This is a genomic window from Cystobacter fuscus DSM 2262 (assembly GCF_000335475.2).
In the GTDB taxonomy this organism is placed as follows: Bacteria; Myxococcota; Myxococcia; order Myxococcales; family Myxococcaceae; genus Cystobacter; species Cystobacter fuscus.
Genome location: NZ_ANAH02000007.1, coordinates 543,408 through 561,664 on the forward strand (window position 1 = coordinate 543,408; position 18,257 = coordinate 561,664).

The following is an 18,257-nucleotide window of genomic DNA, read 5'->3' on the forward strand; positions in this document are numbered from 1 at the left end:
CCCGCTCACGGACGCCCAGCCAGATCTCTCAAGCGCTCGGCGATGGCCACCGCGGGCGAGTCCGAACGCAACCGCACCCAGTGCCTGCTCCTGACATTCCCCGCGATGAACAGGGTGGTGTGATCCTCGATCTCTCCCACGGTCTGCCCGAGCTTGCCGAGCACCTGTCCCACGTCCTCCTTGCTCCCGGTGAGGAAGGTCCACCCCTCGGTCTCCGCCTGGTGGCGGTGGGCGAACTTCTTCAACTCCTGGGGCGTGTCGAAGGCGGGGTCCACGCTGATGGAGAGGAAGTGCACTTCCTTGCCGAACCGCTCCCCCAGCTCGCGCCGGACCTGCTGGAGCTTCTGGGTGAGCAGCGGACAGGCGGTCTGGCAACGCGTGAAGAAGAAGGAGATGACGACCACCCGATCCTTCAACACGTCACTGTAGAACCGGACCGTCTTGCCCTCCTGTGTGAGCAGGGGCGCATCGGTGAAGTAGCGCCTGGACTTCTCCTCGGGCTGGGAGGCCGAGCCCGTGCTGGGAGGTGGCTCGACGGCCCTGCTGTTCCGACGGGCCGCCGCCAGCTCATCCACCTTCGCCAGGATCTCCTCGTGGCTGGGAAAGCCATTGAGCCGCACCCACTTGCCCGTGCGCATGTCGCCCACCAGCACCATGGGCGCATGGTTGTTATAATCGGGCGTGTAGGCACCCAGCCCCCCGAGCACCCGAGACACGTCCTGCTTGTCCCCGGTGAGCCAGGTCCAGCCCTGGCGCGCCTTGTACCGCGCGGCATAGGCCTTCAACCGCGCGGGCGTGTCCCGCGTGGCATCGAGGGAGACGGACACCAGCCGCACCTCCTTCTCCAAGCGCTCGCCGAGCGACTCCTGCACCCTGGCGAAGAGCGAGGAGAGCACGGGACACACGGTGGTGCAGGAGGTGAAGACGAAGTCCATGACGATGATCTTGTTGGCGAGGACATCACTGTTGAAGTAGACGGGCACGCCCTCCTGATTGAGCAGCTCCGCGTCGACGAGGCGGACCTCGGCGGAGGCGGAGGCCGGCTGTGCATGAGCCACCGCCGCCAGCAGCAACACCCCCAGGAAACCTACCACCGCCAGGCTAGTTCGCTCGTGGACCACGGGCCTCTTCCTCTCTCTTGGTTTGGTTCTGTGACATGCCCCCCACCCAGAGGGTGCGATAGGGCAGATCGCCATACTTCAGCTTCAACTCGGGCACCGCCACGTAGAGGTAGTACGAGCCAGCGCGTGGCAGCGAGGGCTCCACCTCGTACACGCCCTCGCCCAACTCCCGGGCGGCCACCTCCGCCCGTTGGCGCCCCGGAGCGGCGTAGGTGAGGACCTTCACCTCCTCCAACCCGGTGGCGGGCTGGTGGGTCGAGGCGTCGCGGAGCCTGAAGCGCAGCAGCGGCTTCTGGCCCACCACCAGCCGCGCCGGAGCGTCCAGATATTCGATTTCCAGCGCGCCGAGCGCCTTCTTCAATGCCGGGTTGGCCTTGGCCTCCACCTGGAAGCAGTGCAGCACCCGCGGAGCATCCAGGAGGAGGGCCACGTCATACCGGCCCGCCACCGGGAGCCGCAGCCGCGCCGAGTAGACGCCAGGCTCCACCTCGCTCAGGCTCCTGTCCACCACCTGCACCGCCCGGGCATTGTGCCCGTAGTTGCCAAAGCTCCCCATGGCGGCATTCATGCCCTCCATGTAGAAGGACGTGGTGTTGTCCGAGGGGCTGGCCACGAAGACGGCCGCCTCGGTGGAGGCCTGGGTGATGGAGTCGGCGAGGCTCAAGTCCCCCGCGAGTTTGGGAGCGGACTGGCCCGCGGCGAAGCCTTGCACCGTGGGCTGCTTGCCCCTTCCCAGGGTGGAGAGGTTGATCATCTCCACCCGCTCCGAGTCCAGCAACCGCACATAGGCGAAGGCCCGGGTGAAGCTGACCTGGTAGGGCTGTCCGCTCACGGGAATGCCATGTACGAACTGGTTCTCCGCCGCATCCACCACGTACACCACGTGCTCGGCGGGGTTGACGATCAGGCCCCAACGGCCGTCCTGGGAGAAGCGCATGGGCCCCAAGCCCGGCCTCGCGGACAGCCGCGCTACCTCCTCCAGGCGAGCGCCGTCGAAGGCCGTCACCGTCCCCTCCTTCCCATCCGCCACGTAGAGGACGCGGGAGAGCGGTGAGTATGCCAGGGAGATGGGGAGCGGGCCCGCCTTCAGGTCCTTGACCTTCTCCAACCGGGCGATGGAGATGACGGAGATGGTGCCCTCGTCCCTGTTGCTGACGAAGGCGTAACGGTCGTCGCTGGAGAAGACAATCTCATGGTGCCCGCGCCCGGTGGCAATCGTCGCGGCGGGCTTCAGGGTTTGCGTGTCTATCACCGTGACACCACTCCGAGCCGGCTCGCTGGCGTCGTTGCCGACCCAGAGGTAGTGCCCGTCCGGCTGAAGGGCGACCCGGGTGGGCTCCTCGCCCGCCTGCACCCGGGCCTCGACCCGGAACACATTCGCGTCCACCACCGCCACCGCCCCGGCCCTCGGCATGGAGACGTAGAGTCTCTTCTGATCCAGGCTCTTGACCCAGTCAGCTCCCGGGCGCTCGAGCACCACCGTGGTGTAGAGGCTCGTCTTGCCCGTCATTCCCACCACCGGATCGATGACGGAGATGCTCGGATCCTTGTTGAGCACCAGCAGGTAGTAGCTGTTGAGGTCGATGAGCGGGCGGATGCCGACCAGTCCCTTGAGATAGACGCCGACCCGATCCTTGCACTCCTGCTGCACGTCCGCCTTGTCCGACAGCAGGTGGCCCAGGTCCATCCATGCCGAGGGGGACAGGCCTCGCAGCGGAAGACCACTGCTCGCATCCGTCATGCGCAGGCGGACCTCGGCCTCATCGCCTTCCATCAACGGCCGCGGCGGACCGCTGGTGTCGCCGGGGTGGAGCAGGGAGAACTCCACCACCACCCCGTTCTTGACGAGCCGCTGCGGGCCCTGCGTGGGCTCGGAGGGGACGGTCGGCTCCGTCCGCGGCAGCGCGGGGACAATGAATGCCACGGGCGCCGCCATACACAAGACGGCAAGCACGATGACGGACACCTCGGCCTGGGAGCGCCAGGCCTCTTTGTCATTTGGAGTCATGGCCATGTTCCTCGCTGCACCCGGAGGAGGCCCCACTGGCCATCCGTATTGCCCAAGCTCTCATAGTCCCGGAACAGGTAGTCCCCGGGGACCGCGTTGGTGCCTCCGGCGCTCGGCAGGAGGATCTCATAGTGTGTATAGGGCAGGAGTCCCTCCTGGCCGTTGCGGTAGAAGGCGATGGGATTGAGGCCCAACGCCTGAGAAGCCACGTCGGTGGGGGTGCACAGCCCTGGCAGGCCCAGGTAGGCCGAGCCCGGACAGACATACGGATCGCGCTGCCACTGATGGCCATGCAGCCGGAAGGTGGAGCCGCGGAAGTTGCCGTGCGGCTGGAGCAGGCGCAGGCGGGTCTGCTGGCCCGCGGTCGCGGTGAACACGGGCGTGACTGGATCCCCCCCCGCCAACGTGTTGCTGTAGGCCTGGTGGGCATTGGGCACCGCGCCCAGGCCCCCGGGCTCGTTCCCCAGCGGCGCGTTGGGCCGCAGTCCGAAGCGGAACCACAGGGGCTCGGAGCCGTAGTTGATGGCCATGTGCCCGGAGTCCTGGCTGTCCTCCGCGATGACTCCCCCCTCGGCGTCGATGTTCTCCACGGCCGTGCCATCCGCGTAGCGGTGGCCGAGCTGCTTCTGCCACACCGTCGTGAAGTCGCGGAAGCTCACGCTGTCCGGCTGCCCGTCACCATTGGCATCCGGGCCCACGCTCGCCGCGCTGTGCCGGTTGGCATCCTCCCGCCACACCGAGCCGGTGGGTTCGATGACGAGCGCCGCCACCAGCGACTTCTGGCCTTGCTTGATCTTGTCGGCCGGGATGAGGTTGGTGCCACCGTACTCGATGGGGGTGTTGATCAGATCGATGCGGTTGGACTTCTCGCCCTTGACGATACCCGCCTGGCGGATATCCCCGGCATACCACCGGTAGCGCACCGTGCCGCCCGGTGGAGCGGTCTGCACGCGATTCCTGCCCACGTTGGTGCCATCCGCCCAGCCGACGTCATATTCCACGAGCTGAGGATGCAGTCCCACATGGCTCGAGGGGCGGATGAGGTTGTTGTTGAAGGTGGTCACCCCTTGCGCCCCCCTCCGATCCCGGTTGACCACGCTCGCCAGGGAGATGAGGTTGGCCAGATCCGGCAGCGCCTCCGGCAACCGGTTGCGCAGGGTGACGTCGATGCACTCCCCAGCCGCGGCGCGCAGCACGAGCGGCTCCACGGGCACGTCTGGTTTGAGCGCGCCGGTGAGCGGATCCAGATCCCCGGTGTGCACATAGAGGATCGCCGTGGGATCATGCAGCGGCCCGGATCTGCCATTGTCCAGCACGGTGCGCCGTGGGTTGTACACCAGCGTGCCGCCCTTCGGGTCGAGCGGGGCGCCCACGTGCTGGGTCGCCGAGTCATCTCCGGGGACCAGGGTGACGTTCAGGGGGTTGCCCAGCGCGGTGTTGGCCAGTACCGCCGTGATGTCATACCCGCGTACCGGCGCGGCACGTGGGCAGGCTCCACCCCTCCCCTCCCCGCCCTGCCCACCGGCCTGCTCCCCTTCCGCCCGCGGATTCTCCTCCGCGAAGCTGTACTCCCTCGCATTGCCAATCAATGCCGGCATCTTCATGTTGGGCAAGGCATGGAGGTTGGGCCGGGGCTCGTGGTACGAGCGCATCACGCCCCACACGCCTTGCCAGAAGCCATCCGTACTGCCGTTGGTGGCGTAGGCGTAGTCCACCTCGGAACCGCCGCCGAGCAGGGGCATGAGCGAGAGCGCGACGGAAAACTGCTCGGAGATGCCATGCACCTGGGCGTTGCGCCAACCCGCGTTGGGGGCGTACCCGAAGCTGGAGCCACCCTGAAGCCACTTCATCCCATGCAGGGTGGTGTTGAACTCCTCCTCGTGTCCGCCGATCTGCACCCGCAGCCGGACATTGTCACCGGTGTAGGCTCTCATGATCGGGGTGAAGGGATCGCCTCGGCCAATGTCTCCGGTGAGCGGCGGATAGGGGGTGTTGCCCAGCCGGGTGTTGAACGCGGGGATGGCGCGATCCGTGCGCGTCTGGAGCGCGAAGGCCAGATCTCCCGCCAGGCCAGCCGCCTGTGCGCCGGGTTTGCCATCCGGCCCCAGCCGCCGTGGATCGTAGACGCGCAGGGCCGTCGGCTCGTTGCGGTAGTTGACCAGGAACAGGCCCGGGTCATCCGCGGAGATGGCCTGGGGACAGGGTCGCGGCACTCCACCAGGGCACACGGCGGCGTTGACCACCAGGTCTGGGAACACGGGGTTGGCCTGCTGCCGGAAAGGGGGGGCAATGGCCTGACGGAAGGAGTTGGGTGTGGCCGTCAGCGCCGGATCCGGCATGCCATCCGGCCCTGCTCCGACATACACCCCCGCCTCGTAGGCATGCTGGAAGTCGCTGGACATGAGCCAGAACTCGCGGAAGCTGTCATCCGTGCCATCCCCGTTGACATCACCGGAGTGGATGGCGGCCTGCCAGCTCGTGGGTCCACCATCGTCCCGGGTGTTCAGCGGCACGCCCGTCTCGGCGTGCTTCCAGGTGGAGCCCGCGGGCTCCACCAGCACCGAGCCGTAGAGCCCGATCTGCTGATGGGTGGAGGGGCCGAAGTGGTCGTGCGTGAAGATGACGCCCAGCCCACGCTCGACCCCATCCGAGTTGAAGACCGGATCGATGAACCAACGTTGAAGGGTGGTGCGCGCCCCCAGCCAGGTCCCATTGGGGCCGGCGCCGAAGAAGGGGTGTGGAAGGGGCTCGAGGTGGGTGCGGCCGTCCAGCGTGGGCACCGGCGTATTGCCCGGGGTGGAGTTGTAGGCATTGATGGCCTCGATGCGCTCGCGCACCGCGCCCGGAGCCAGCGTCCCATCCTCGTAGTTCCACCCATTGGCCGCGCCGTCCGCGCTGGTCAGGTCCCACTTGGGCAGGTGGATGTGCTGGCCGATGATGTCGGTGGGCGTGCGGACCTCGAAGTCATCCAGCTCGTAGACGCTGGGGACGAGGTTGGTGTGCAGGTACTTGGCGCAGTCGAAGGTGTTGAAGCGGATGGCGAAGGGCTCGGGAGGCCGCTGCTTGTCGAGGGTGGGCTGCACGTCCTCCCACAGGGTGATGATGCGCTCCTGGGGGTAGTGGTAGCCGGCCTTGTTGAAGACCACGTCGAGCTGGATGTTGGCGGCCTTGTAGACGCGGGGGTTGAGCGCGCCGAACCGGACGGTGCCCGTGAAGCTCGTGCCCCCCTTGCCGTCGAAGAAGCGGGGCTGCGTGCCGGCCAGGATCCGGTTGCCCTCATCATCCACGCAGGGCTCGTGGTAGGGGGCGCTCGGCACGGGAGGGCCTCCGTTGGTGACGAAGGAGCCGGCCACGGTGCCGCCGTCCCGCAGCAGCGCGGTGCTCGGGTGGTGGCGCTGGGCATGGAAGGCCATGGCCGTCTGCTCCACGTCCGTGCCCTCCTCGGGGAAGTACACCGGCCGGGCGCGGACCAGCTCCTTGCTGAAGTCCAGGCGGCTCAAGGTGGACTCGGCCTCTCCCCCAGCGGCCACTCCCTCCAGGACATGCCGTGGCAACCCACCATTGAATCCACCCGCGTTGGGCACCAGGTCCGCGCGGCCGGCGAACAGCGGGTTGGAGCCCTGCTGGAGCGCGGCGGCCTCCGCCTCCGTGAGCATGTCCAGGGGCGGGGTCGTGGTGCGCTGGCCCACCGTCTTCTCGATACTCGCCACCCAGAAGGGAAAGCCCGGGTTGACGTCGCGCTCGACGACGCGGGCGTTGCTGCCCACCGGCACGGAGGCTCCTGGCGTCAGCCCGTGGAAGGTGGAGGCCGTGGTGGAGCGAGGATTGGCCGCCACCTCGACACGCCCGGGCATGGGCGCCATGGCCTTGCCGGGCAGGGGGACCACCGCCGGAATGGGGGTGCCCGCGGCGATCTCTCCGTCCGGCAGGGCCCGCCCGCCCGCGGCGGGTGTCCCATCCTGCAGTCCAAAGGGCTTGTGATGGAATTGCGCTCCACTCGCCGCCAGCTTCGTCCCCCCCTCGAAGACGTCATGCACCCGCCACAGCTCCCACATGCCCTGGGCGAAGTGGGGATAGAAGTGGCAGTGGAAGATGGCGTCCCCCGCCGTCTTGTTGCGGTTGCCCGAGCCGCCGAAGTTGATCTCATAGGTGTAGTCCGTGCCCGGACCAATGCCTTGCGCGTCGATGTAGTTGGCGTTGTCGTCGTTGGGGTTGAAGAGCCACTGGTGGTTGTGCAGGTGGAAGACGTGCTGCTCCTGGCCGATGTGGAGGTTGCGGAACTTGACGAAATCGCCGGTGTAGCTGTGGTGGACGTTGCTGGGATCATCCGGGAAGAAGGCCCGGGTGGCCTTGGGTCCGGTCGTGCCGGGCGGCGGCGCCTGCCCCGGAGCGAGCGTCTCCAGGCCCACGTTGGCGGGCACGTCCACCAGCATGGCGGGGTCTCCCACGGTGTAGGAGCTGAGGAAGAACTCCTCGAAGGTACAGTCCAGACAGTCATGCATGGGTCCCACGCTCAGGCGGTTGGCGATGATTTCCGAACCGATGCCGCCCGAGCCGTAGTTGATCATGAAGGCGTCTCGCACCCCGGCCAGGGTGTGACGGAAGACGGGATCCTCGAAGAAGCCGGGGAAGGCGTCGGCCGCGGCCACCTCGTCATGGAAGATGACGGTGAACTCGCGGAAGGACTCCAACCGGTTGGGCAAGGAGGGGTTGCGCCGGCCCACGCTCTCCAATGGATAGGTATTGGGAGGAAAGCCGCCATCCGGCAGGGGGCCCACGATCATGGCGCTGACGTCCGAGTGGACCAGCTCTCCAGAGGGCGTGAGCATGTCGAGGATGGGCAGCCCCGCCTTGCCCTCACCGAGCCACGGCTCGGTGGAGGGGTAGACGGCCTCGTAGTTGAGCGCGGGCTGGCCGGTGGGGGTGGTGCCCGTGGTGGCCAGGCGCAGCTCCTCCTCGGTGACCTGGCTGCGGTAGAAGCTCGCCCCCGGCGGCTCCACGTTGATGGCGGCGAACATGCCATTGGCGCCGTTGCCATGGGTGCCCTCTCCACCGAAGGTGGCTCCGTAGCTCGTCACCAGGAACGTGTCCTCGCGCTGCGCGAAGAGGGTGTAGGTGGCGCTCCCGCCCGGGGCGACCAGGCTGCTGTCGTTGCGCCCGACGAAGGAGCTGTCATCCGCGATGGAACTCACGAGTTGCAGGCCCGGAACGGTGAAGCTCGCGAAGCGATCCGCCACCTGGTCGTCGATGGGCAGCAGGAACTTGAGCCGGTTGATGATGCTGGGGACCGACCTGGGATTGGCCAGGGGCGTGAGCAGGTTCTGGAAATGCACCCGCAGGCAGTCACCCGCCGAGACCCGGAGCACGAGGGGACGTGGCCGCTTGTCCGGGCGCAAGGTGACCCGGCCCGGCACCGCCTCGCCGCCCCGCGACAGTGGCAGTCCGGTGTCCTGGTTGATCAAGTCGCGCGTCAGCGCATAGATGATTCCATTGACGTTCTGCGCGCCCAGACGGTTGTACATCAGCGGCTGATCCAGCACCGCCACGCTGGCGGTGAGCGTCCTCGCGCAGACAGGAGGTGGCGCGGACGGCGTGCCCTCGGGTTCAGCGGGCCCGGCCTTCGGGAGGTTTTCCTCCGCCACGGCGGACCACCCCCCCAACAGAAGCAAGCCCACGATCGCCACCTTGCGCTTCACGGCACACCCCCGTCACATGCGGCCATTCATGGGCCCTGCCAGGGAGGCGGGCGTAGGACAGCCTGGATGGTTTGTAACGGGTAGCCGGGAACGTCAGTATGGCCCCCGGGTGCAATGGGAAGTGTGCCAGTCAACGCGTGGTGGCTCGCCTTCCACGAGCGCGGGCTCCCCCGCGACGTAGATGGACTCCCTCGCCGCACCCTGTCACGGCACGTCCGCTCCTCGGTGGATGGGTCGGAACACATGAACTTCCAGGCAGCTGTGTTTGCAGCTACCAACGAATCGCCAGACCGATCCTCCGTACCCCGAGCATGCCGACGGAAAAACCGCCCCGGGGACGGATGGACTCATCTCCTGACTGACACGAGCGGAACTCCCTCCGCCCCCCGATCTGCTGCAATCCGGATGGAGTCCGGTACCGAGGGATGAACCGCGTGGGGTTGGGCGAAATGCATAGATTCTTCTCGCACATCCCCGCCCATCCTGGGCGTGTGGAGGAAACGAGGAGATCCGTCATGCAAGCAATCATCAAGAAGATCCGCGTCAGCCGTGCCGCCCTGGCCATGGTCCGGGATGCCAATGATCCCGATCGGGTCTTCGATTTGATCGAAGCGCTGTCCGCCTCGTCGGATGCGACGCAGAAGACGGTGGCGCGGATGTCCCGGGACCCGGAACTCGCGCGTGTGCTGCGGGAGCGTCCCCGGCTGGGACGCCTCGATCTGGAGGAACTGGGCCGGCGTCCCAAGGGCACGCTGGGGCGCACCTTCGCGGACCATCTGAGTGAGAACAACCTGGACCCGAACCTGCTGCCCGTCCTGGAGGCCCCGGATGCGGCCAGCTACGTGAAGGCCCACCTGTTCGAGACACATGACCTGTGGCACGTGGTGACGGGTTTCCCCACGACCTCCGAGGGAGAGATGGGACTCCAGGCCTTCTACTTCGCCCAGAGTGGCTCCCGCGTACCGATGGGTGTCTTCGTGGCCGGCCTGTGCTTCACCTTCCTGAACAACTTCGAGTTGTGCGAGGTGGCGATGCCGCAGGTGGTCAGGGGGTGGCTGTTGGGGCGGCGGGCCAGGCGGCTGTTCGGCACGGACTGGAAGACGCTGCTGGACAGACCACTGGAGGAGGTGCGCGCCACCTTCGGCCTGGAACTCGACAAGGTGGACACGATTCTCCGCGAGTTCGAGCGCAACAGGCTCTCCGTGGCGACCGTCCCAGCCTGAGACCAAGGTCTCGGCTCTCTCCACCTCCCCCCTAACCCATCAGCTCGCGACGACCCGGGACATGGGGGAGCAACCCCCCGTGCCCGCGCGTGCGAGTTCCCGCTTCAGGGCGCGCCTTCCTTGACCTGCACCTGCTCTCCCTTGCCGTTGTGCCAGCACCCGCACGAGGGGCCCTTGCCCGCGATGCCACTGGCGCCATGCGAGCAATGCGGGCACTGACAACCCCTGCCCGCCGCGGCCTGCGCGGAGCCGTCCTCCGCCTTCACGTGGAGCGAGCAGCGGCATCCCCTGAACTCGCCCTCGGCCACCTCCGAGGAGGTGCGGGCGGCGGCGGCGGTGTCTTCGCGGGCCGCCGTCTGACCGGTGGCGCAGCCAGTGAGGATTGACACGGTGGAGGTGGAGAGGACCAACAACAGCGTACGGACGCTCATGTCGTGACTCCTTCGGGTGAGAAGCGGGATGACGAAAGGATGCCAGAAGCGCCAGCCGGATGCGCATCACCCTCCCCGCGAAACTCGTGGCGATACGTCAGGCAGTGAACTTCATAACCGATGACCGGGGGTCCCACCCCGCGTTCAATCCCAATCACCTATGAATTCCAACCAAACACGGCTGCCTGTCCCGCCCCAGGGGGCACCCTGCCCTGAAGTCGCGCCAGCTTCGTGAATGAAACCAGCCTCCTGGGCCGGGCTAGCGCACTCATCGGCCGTGTCTACATTGAGGCCCGTGAACGCCCCCGCCGCCTCCGCTGAATTCTCGGGATGAGAATGTAAGGCCTTGGCAGGCCTTCGCGGAAGCACGGACAACTCCAAAAACGATGCCCACCCCATTGGCCTCCAGAAGGAAGGTGTAGAGACATGCGCGCGAGCTTTGAAGAGAGATTGCGGACCCTGCGGAATCCCCCGGTCATCGCGAATTACTTCTCCGGGGAGGGGCAGGCGGACGTCATGCCTCCCGAGCAGCTGGCCCGTTATCAGTTCGAGGCCCTCAAGGCCGTGGTCAAGCAAGCGTATGATCATTCTCCCTTCTACCGGGAGAAGATGACCCGGGCCGGGGTCTCTCCCGATGACCTCCAGCAGCTCTCGGATGTCACCCGGCTCCCCTTGCTGACGAAGGACGAGCTCCGCGGAAAGCCCTGGCTGCTGCTGACGTGTGACAAGAAGGACGTCGTGCTCGTCCAGGTGTCCACGGGGACGACGGGCGGAGAGGAAATCTACATGACGTACACGTGGAATGACTTCCTGCTCCACGACCTCTCCCCCCGGTACACGAAGCTGTTCCCGGTCGGACCCGGCGACGTGTGTCTCAATGCCCTCCCGTACGAGATGAGCACCGCGGGGCTCGCCTTCCACAAGACCTTCATGGATGGCTACCAGGCCACGGTCATCCCCGCCGGCAAGGGCGGCGCCTACTCCACGCCCGCCAAGACCATCAAGATGATCCGGGACCTGCGTCCCTCCATCGTCGTCACCAGCCCCTCCTGGTCCATCACCCTGGCCGAGGAAGCGGCCAAGGCCTCGTTCGATCTGAAGAGCCTGGGGCTCAAGAAGATGTGGTTGACCGGCGAAGGGTGCTCGCCCACCTTCCGCCAGCGCGTGGAGAAGATCTGGGGGACCACGGCCAACTACTTCTATGGCTCGCTCGAGTGCGGACAGCTCGGAATCGAGTGTGACGCGCATGACGGCTACCACCTGGCCCAGGCCCACGTCCTCATGGAGATCGTGGACCCGAAGACCGGGCAGGTGCTTCCTCCGGGAGAGGTGGGCGAGATCGTCGTGACGGCGCTCCTGCGCTACGACAGCCCGGTCCTCCGCTTCCGCACGGGAGACCTGGGCAGCCTGCGGACCGACACGTGCGCCTGCGGCTCCACGCTCACCCGCTTCTACATGAAGGGCCGCGCGTTCGATCAACTCCACTTCCGTGGCCAGCCGTTCTCGCCCTTCTTCGTGGAGGAGCACCTGATGCGCATGCCCGAGGTCGGCAACTGGTTCCAGTTCGTCATGCCGAAGTCGGACAGCGCGAGCATCAAGATCCGCTGCGAGCTGGCCCAAGGAGTCAAACCCTCCCCGGAGCTGGCCACCACGCTCGCCAACCGGATGAAGCTGTCGACGGGCCTGTCCTTCGACATCGAGTTCGTCGATCGCCTGCCCCGCCCGACGGCCAAGGCGGTCCGCGTCGTCCGCGAGTGATCCACCCCACCACCGGAGGAATCCTTCCATGATCATCGATGCCCATGCACACGTCTCTCCCACCACCTATGGCGCCACCGAGCAGTACCTGGAGGTGCTGAGCCAGAGTGGTATCGACCAGGCCGTCATCTGTCCGGGCGGCATGCTGGACGTGAGGAAGATGAGCGAATTCGTGTCTGGCCAGAAGAAGCCAGACGCGGTCCCGAAGAACGAATACGTGGGGAACTGCGTCCAATCCAGTCCCAAGCTGATCGGAATGGCTTGCGTGAATCCGTGTGATCTCCAGGCCGCCGAGAAGCTGGAGCAGTACCTGGAACAGGGCTTCCGGGGATTGATGGTGTCTCCCCTCGTCCACAAGTTCTCCTTCACGGATGACTCGATGGCCGAGCTGGCCAGGCTGTGCGGCGAGTATGGCGTTCCCGTCGTCTCCCACAATGGCTGGCGGCCAGGGGCGAACACTGGCGACTACGCCCTGCTGGCCAGGAAGTGCCCCCGCACGAACTTCATCCTGGAGCACATGGGGCAGTTGCCCACCGACGGGGAGGCGACCCACACGGCCGCCGAGCTGGACAACTTCTTCCTCGAGACGTCGCTCAGCAGCTACCTGCACGTCGTGGAGACGGTGAAGAAGACGGGGGCGAGCAAGGTGATCTTCGGCTCCGAGTTCCCCCTCTCCCACCCCGCTCTGGAGCTGAGGAAGGTCCTCCTGCTTCCCATCACCGACGGGGAACGCGAGCAGATCCTGGGCGGGAACATCCGCGAGCTGCTCCACCTGGATTGACCACTCCGAGGGAGTCACGACCCATGGCCACGTCAGAACGCATGGACATCATCAATCAGGTGCTGCGGCACGCACGAGGCGCCCCCTTCTACCAGGAGCGCCTGCCGGACACGCCCCTCCGCTCCTGGGAGGAGTTCCAGCGGCTCCCCTTCACGACCAAGGAAGACCTGCGCCGACAGTCGCCGCACGGCCTCATCTGTGTCCCGCCCGAGAAGCTGCTGCAATACCACGAGTCCTCCGCGACGACGGGCACGCCCGTCTCCGCCTGGTTCAGCGGGGAAGATCTGACGGAGATCCATTCGCGCTTCTCCGAGTGGGGTGTCGGGTTCAAGCCCGGGGATCGGGTGCTCATCCGCTTTCCCTATGCCCTCTCCACCATCGGGCACTTCGTCCAGGGGGCCGTCCAGCACAAGGGCGCCTGTGCCATCCCCGCCGACAGCCGGACCTCCATCACCCCGCTGCCGCGTGTGGTCGAGCTGATGAGGAAGTTGCAAGTCACCGTGCTCGCCACCATCTCCCTGTCGGCGGTGATGATCGCCGAGGCCGCGGAGATGGCGGGGTTCGTGCTCCGCCGGGACTTTCCCCATCTGCGCGCCCTCTGCTGCGCCGGGGAGCCCCTGACGCAGGCCCGGCGCGAGCTGCTGGAAGAGCTCTGGGGAGTGCCCGTGTATGACAATTATGGCATGACCGAGACGGGTCCCCAGGCCATGGACTGCCGGGAGCAGCGGCTCCATCCCTGGCAGGAGCACTTCTTGATGGAAGTGCTGGACGAGCGGCTCGAGAAGGAAGTGGCGCCGGGCGAGACGGGCTACTCGGTCATCACCTCGCTCACCCGGAGGGCCTCGCCCATGATCCGCTACCTCACGGGCGACCGCGTCCAGCGCGTGGAGCGGCCCTGCACGTGTGGTCAGAACTCGACCCTGATCGTCCGCGGCCGGGTGGAGGACCTGCTCTGGAGCCAGGGCAGGCCGGTCGATCTCTGGGAGCTGGAGGAGATCGTCTCCCAACTGCCCAGCCGGCGCTTCTGGCGGGTGTCCTCCACGCCGGACGGGCGGCTGCACTTCACGGTGGAGAAGGAGCGGGAGGGAGACTCGCTGCGGCCCGCCCTCCTCTCCCGGTTGGAGGAACACCACGGCCTGCGCCTGAAGGTCGACCTGGTTCCCAAGGGGACCCTCTACGACCGCCAGGAGCCGATCTCGTTCGGCATGGCGGGCAAGCCCATCTACGTGAGCACGCCGTAACGCCGCTCGTGATGGAGCATTGATCAAACACAAACCAATCCGTCCGCGTCACTCATCCCCGGCCCTTCTCGCGCCGCGGGCGGCAGGCATCACGAACATGCCGGGTGGAGAACACACAATCATGGACGTTACCTCGACCAACACCGCGAACAATGACACCGTCAACATGCAGAAGCGCGAGCGCATCCGCCTCGAGCGCGTGGAGGGGGATCGCAACCGGGTGGAGGAAGCCGGCTCGCTCATCGTCTGGTTCGACACGGCCGGGCTGGCCACTCCCGCGGACTGCGAGGGCATGCTCGGGCGGATCGTCAACCAGGCCTACACCGGCGTCGTCCTCTACCCGGAGAACGTCGCCGCGCTCGCGCCGGCCATCCCGGCGCGGGTGATCAAGGTGCTCCATGCCCCGCGCATCGAGGACCTCGAGCGGCTCAAGACGCTGCCCCAGGGCGGTCAGAGCTTCGTGGTGGCGAGCCCCGAAGTCCAGGTGCTGCAGAAGGCCGCGGAGCTGGGGTTCAACACCTGCTACCGCGCCTACGTGGATGACGGGGACAGCCTCCATGCGTCCATCCAGGAAGGCGTCCACCATGCCTACCTGATGGTGCGCTTCCGGGATCCCACCAACATCCCGCTGGAGCTGGTGATCGCCTCGCTGCAGGCCACGCGCACCGTGCTCATCAAGGAGATCAACACCCCGACGGACGTGGATGACGCCATCGTCACCCTGGGCGTCATGGAGGTGGGCGCGGACGGCGTCATGTTCTCGCCGCGCTCACACGGCGCGCTGAGCGAGTTCGTCTCGCGGCTCGGCCGGATGGATCGCGCGGCGACGAAGGTGGAGGTGGCCAGCGTGGTGCGCAGCGTGCCCATCGGCATGGGCTACCGCAGCTGCATCGACACCACGACGCTCTTCTCCCCGACGGAGGGCATGCTGGTGGGCTCCACCTCGCAGGGCGGAATCCTGTGCTGCCCCGAGGTCTTCTTCCTGCCGTACATGGAGCTGCGCCCCTTCCGGGTGAACGCCGGTGCCGTGCACAGCTACGTCTACAACTACAACAACCGCACGGACTACATGAGCGAGCTGCGCGCGGGCGCGTCCATCATGCTGGTGGACCACACCGGCAAGACGCGCCGCTCCAGCGTCGGCCGGATGAAGACGGAGGTGCGGCCCCTGCGCCTCATCGAGGTCGAGTTCGCCAGCGGCGAGCGCATCAACGCCATCATGCAGGACGACTGGCACGTGCGGATCTTCTCCGACGAGGCCAAGCCGCTGAACATCACCGCCCTCAAGCCCGGCGACAAGGTGCTCGGCCACCTGGCCCAGCCCGGCCGGCACGTGGGCATCAAGGTCGACGAGCACATCATCGAGACCTGAGCCGCATCCCCATCGAAGCACTTCATTTCAAGCAGGAGGAAACTGTCATCATGAATGGAACCGCCAAACGCATCCGCTGGTCGCATTTCGTGGACCGCCGGAGCGGACGGGGAATCATCGTCCCCATGGATCATGGGCTGACGATTGGACCGGTGGAGGGCCTGGCCAGCGTGGAGCAGTTGTCGCGCTGGATAGGCCATCCGGGCATCACGGGGATCATCGCCCACAAGGGCATGGTGGAGCGACTCGGGAGCCACGGGCTGTTGAATGGCATCGGCGTCATGATCCACCTCAATGGCATGATGTCGCTGGCCCCGACACCGGACCGCAAGGAGCGGCTGACCTCGGTGGAGGCGGCACTCCGCCTCGGGGCGGACGCGGTCTCCCTCCAGCTCAACTTCGATGGGAAGAACGACGCCCACAACCTGGCCCAGCTCGGGGAGGTGGTGGACGAGGCCCAGCAGTACGGCCTGCCCGTGCTCACCATGCTCTACGACAAGGTCTCCTGCGACGCGCAGGAGCAGCGCGTGAACAGGCTCAAGCACCTGATGCGCGCGTGCGTGGAGCTGGGCACGGACGCGCTCAAGCTGGCCGCGCCGGATGACCTGGCGCTGATGCCCACCCTGCTCGAGGGCATCAAGGAGCACACCGCCGTGTTCTTCGCGGGGGGAGCGATGCGCTCGGAAGCGGAGATCCTCATGATGGCCGAGGAGGTGGTGCGCTGCGGCGCCACCGGGCTGTGCGTGGGACGCAACATCTTCCAGCGGGAGTCCGCTCGCGCCACGCTCAGCCGTCTGCAGGAGGTGGTCCTGGGGAGCAACACCGTGGTGCCGGAGCCCACCCTCACCTGGTCCCTACCCGACCACGCGCCCCAGGTGCGCTGGTCCCCCGTGGTGGAAGAGGTCGTGAAATGAAGCCCACGGTCATGAGCCATCCCCCTACGGGGGGATGTGTGTTCCAGAACCATCGGCGTCCCCTCCTCGTGAAGAAGTTCGGGGGGACGTCCGTGGCGAGTGTCGAGCGCATCCGCAACATCGCTCGCATCGCGCTGGCCAGCCAGCGGGCGGGCAACGACGTGGTGGTGGTGGTCAGCGCCATGGCCGGCGAGACGGATCGGCTGTTGAAGCTGGCCCACCAGATGCTTCCCCTGCCGGACTCACGAGAGATGGACGTGCTCGCGTCGACGGGGGAGCAGGTGTCGGTGGCGCTGACGGCGCTGGCCATCCAGGCGGAGGGCGGACAGGCCTTCTCCCTGTTGGGGCACCAGTTGCCGGTGCTCACGGACAGCGCCTTCTCCCGGGCCCGCATCCTGCGGGTGGAGCAGGGCCCCATCCGCCGGGCCCTCGCCCAGGGACGCATCGTCGTGATCGCGGGCTTCCAGGGGGTGGATCCCGACAACAACATCACCACCCTGGGGCGCGGCGGTTCGGACACCACGGCGGTGGCGGTGGCCGCGGCGCTGAATGCGGATGTCTGTGAAATCTACACGGACGTGGATGGTGTCTACACGGCCGACCCCCGTGTCTGCCCATCCGGGCGGAAGCTGAACAGCATTCCGTACGAAGAGATGCTCGAGTTGGCGTCCCTGGGGGCCAAGGTGCTCCAGGTGCGCAGCGTGGAGATCGCCATGAAATACGAAGTACCCGTACATGTACGCAGCACGTTCTCGGAGGAGGAAGGGACCCGGATCGTCGCCCGGGAGCAGGTGCTCGAGGCCCGCAAGCTGATGGGGCTGGCGTGCGAGCGAGGACAGGCGCGGGTGGAGCTGCTCGGGGTGCAGTGCAGCCCGGAGCAGGTGGCGGAGGTGACGGACCTGCTGGCCGAGCTGAACGTGAGCGTGGACATGCTCTGCCATGCCCGCTGCGGCCAGGAGAGCACCCGGACGGACATCTCCTTCACCTTGCCCGAGGGGGATCTGCTCCGCGTGCGGCCCCACCTGGGGCAGCTCTCCAAGCGGCTCGGTGCCCGTGAGCTGCGGGTGTCGTCGAACCTGGCCAAGGTGTCGCTGGTGGGTATCGGCCTGCGCTCGGATCCGGGAATCGCCGCCCGCCTGTGCCGCAGCCTGAACCGGCAGGGCATCGCCGTGTCGGGCCTGGTGGTGAACGAGCTGCGGGTGAGCTGCCTGCTGGAGTCGGGTCAGGCGGACGACGCCATCCGACTGCTGCATGACACCTTCGAGCTCGCCGGCGAGACCTCCGCCGAAGCGCTCACGGCCAGCGCCCCGGCCTGAGCGGCGCAACGAGAAGAGGCCACGCACCAGGCTGCCCGAGCCCTGAGCCCGGTGCGGGGTCCATCAGGTGAAAGTGCAGTGCGGCACGGACTTCCCGATGGAGCGCGCCTCGAGCGGGTGCGCGGCCGGGAGGACGGACCTGACTGAGCGTGGACAAGCCCAGCCAGCCCGATGCGGGCAGGCGCGCACCCCGGACGGACATCTCCTTCTTCTCGAGCAGTTCCCGAACAAGCCAGGCGCGCGTGGACCGCGGGTGCCGGAGGCCCTGGCCGGGGCCTCCGAGGGTGGGGGTGACGGCCCGCGCTCCGGCGATCGCCGCCCGCCCGTGTCGTGGCCAGAAGCCGCTGGGCATCTCCGCGTCGGGCCTGGGGGGTGAACGAGCCGCGGGTGAGCAGC

The 18,257-nt window shown here is 67.1% G+C and carries 11 protein-coding genes; 7 read left to right on the top strand and 4 right to left on the bottom strand.

All coding sequences use genetic code 11. The features are described from left to right. Positions 1–5 precede the first annotated feature (5 nt). From D187_RS49910 to D187_RS14670, 3 genes are read right to left on the bottom strand one after another with little or no spacing between them, the layout of a single operon-like run. Entirely contained in the window at positions 6–1,121 is a 1,116-nt protein-coding gene (locus tag D187_RS49910) for an SCO family protein (RefSeq protein WP_002621653.1), read from the bottom strand. Further along, positions 1,102–3,129, bottom strand: a complete 2,028-nt coding sequence (locus D187_RS14665; protein ID WP_002621654.1) for a YncE family protein — start codon at positions 3,127–3,129, stop codon at positions 1,102–1,104. The genes D187_RS49910 and D187_RS14665 overlap by 20 nt, the downstream gene beginning before the upstream one ends. Continuing rightward, positions 3,126–8,825: a cupredoxin domain-containing protein gene (locus D187_RS14670; protein WP_002621655.1), complete on the bottom strand. Its 5,700-nt coding sequence runs from the start codon at positions 8,823–8,825 to the stop codon at positions 3,126–3,128. The genes D187_RS14665 and D187_RS14670 overlap by 4 nt, the downstream gene beginning before the upstream one ends. A gap of 515 nt (positions 8,826–9,340) precedes the next feature. On the opposite strand from D187_RS14670, the gene D187_RS14675 reads away from it, so the two are divergent. After that, complete coding sequence (locus D187_RS14675) at positions 9,341–10,048, top strand: Coq4 family protein (protein ID WP_002621656.1); 708 nt, start codon at positions 9,341–9,343, stop codon at positions 10,046–10,048. A 104-nt stretch (positions 10,049–10,152) separates the two neighbouring features. Here the strand turns inward: D187_RS14675 and D187_RS49915 are convergent, their stop codons facing one another. Continuing rightward, complete coding sequence (locus D187_RS49915) at positions 10,153–10,479, bottom strand: hypothetical protein (RefSeq protein ID WP_002621657.1); 327 nt, start codon at positions 10,477–10,479, stop codon at positions 10,153–10,155. Positions 10,480–10,905: 426 nt separating this feature from the next. Between D187_RS49915 and D187_RS14680 the strand changes: the two genes are divergently transcribed. The 6 genes from D187_RS14680 to D187_RS14705 all read left to right on the top strand — a co-directional run bounded on the left by D187_RS14680 (position 10,906) and on the right by D187_RS14705 (position 17,861). Beyond that, a complete protein-coding gene (locus D187_RS14680; protein ID WP_002621659.1) occupies positions 10,906–12,237 on the top strand; it encodes a phenylacetate--CoA ligase family protein in 1,332 nt (443 codons plus the stop codon). A gap of 28 nt (positions 12,238–12,265) precedes the next feature. Then, positions 12,266–13,018, top strand: a complete 753-nt coding sequence (locus D187_RS14685) for an amidohydrolase family protein (protein WP_002621660.1) — start codon at positions 12,266–12,268, stop codon at positions 13,016–13,018. Positions 13,019–13,041: 23 nt separating this feature from the next. Next, entirely contained in the window at positions 13,042–14,259 is a 1,218-nt protein-coding gene (locus tag D187_RS14690; RefSeq protein ID WP_002621661.1) for a phenylacetate--CoA ligase family protein, read from the top strand. 121 nt (positions 14,260–14,380) lie between these two features. Then, positions 14,381–15,631 (top strand): 3-dehydroquinate synthase II domain-containing protein, encoded by a 1,251-nt coding sequence (locus D187_RS14695; protein WP_002621662.1) that lies wholly within the window; start codon positions 14,381–14,383, stop codon positions 15,629–15,631. A gap of 50 nt (positions 15,632–15,681) precedes the next feature. Then, positions 15,682–16,545, top strand: a complete 864-nt coding sequence (locus tag D187_RS14700) for a class I fructose-bisphosphate aldolase (RefSeq protein WP_002621663.1) — start codon at positions 15,682–15,684, stop codon at positions 16,543–16,545. A gap of 11 nt (positions 16,546–16,556) precedes the next feature. Beyond that, a complete protein-coding gene (locus tag D187_RS14705; RefSeq protein ID WP_155893345.1) occupies positions 16,557–17,861 on the top strand; it encodes an aspartate kinase in 1,305 nt (434 codons plus the stop codon). The last annotated feature ends 396 nt before the right edge of the window (positions 17,862–18,257 follow it).

Coding starts and splice junctions, on each gene's coding strand:
- D187_RS14665 (WP_002621654.1), bottom strand. CDS start 3,129: ATGACTCCAAATGACAAAGAGGCCTGGCGCTCCCAGGCCGAGGTGTCC.
- D187_RS14675 (WP_002621656.1), top strand. CDS start 9,341: ATGCAAGCAATCATCAAGAAGATCCGCGTCAGCCGTGCCGCCCTGGCC.
- D187_RS49915 (WP_002621657.1), bottom strand. CDS start 10,479: ATGAGCGTCCGTACGCTGTTGTTGGTCCTCTCCACCTCCACCGTGTCA.
- D187_RS14680 (WP_002621659.1), top strand. CDS start 10,906: ATGCGCGCGAGCTTTGAAGAGAGATTGCGGACCCTGCGGAATCCCCCG.
- D187_RS14685 (WP_002621660.1), top strand. CDS start 12,266: ATGATCATCGATGCCCATGCACACGTCTCTCCCACCACCTATGGCGCC.
- D187_RS14690 (WP_002621661.1), top strand. CDS start 13,042: ATGGCCACGTCAGAACGCATGGACATCATCAATCAGGTGCTGCGGCAC.
- D187_RS14695 (WP_002621662.1), top strand. CDS start 14,381: ATGGACGTTACCTCGACCAACACCGCGAACAATGACACCGTCAACATG.
- D187_RS14700 (WP_002621663.1), top strand. CDS start 15,682: ATGAATGGAACCGCCAAACGCATCCGCTGGTCGCATTTCGTGGACCGC.
- D187_RS14705 (WP_155893345.1), top strand. CDS start 16,557: ATGAGCCATCCCCCTACGGGGGGATGTGTGTTCCAGAACCATCGGCGT.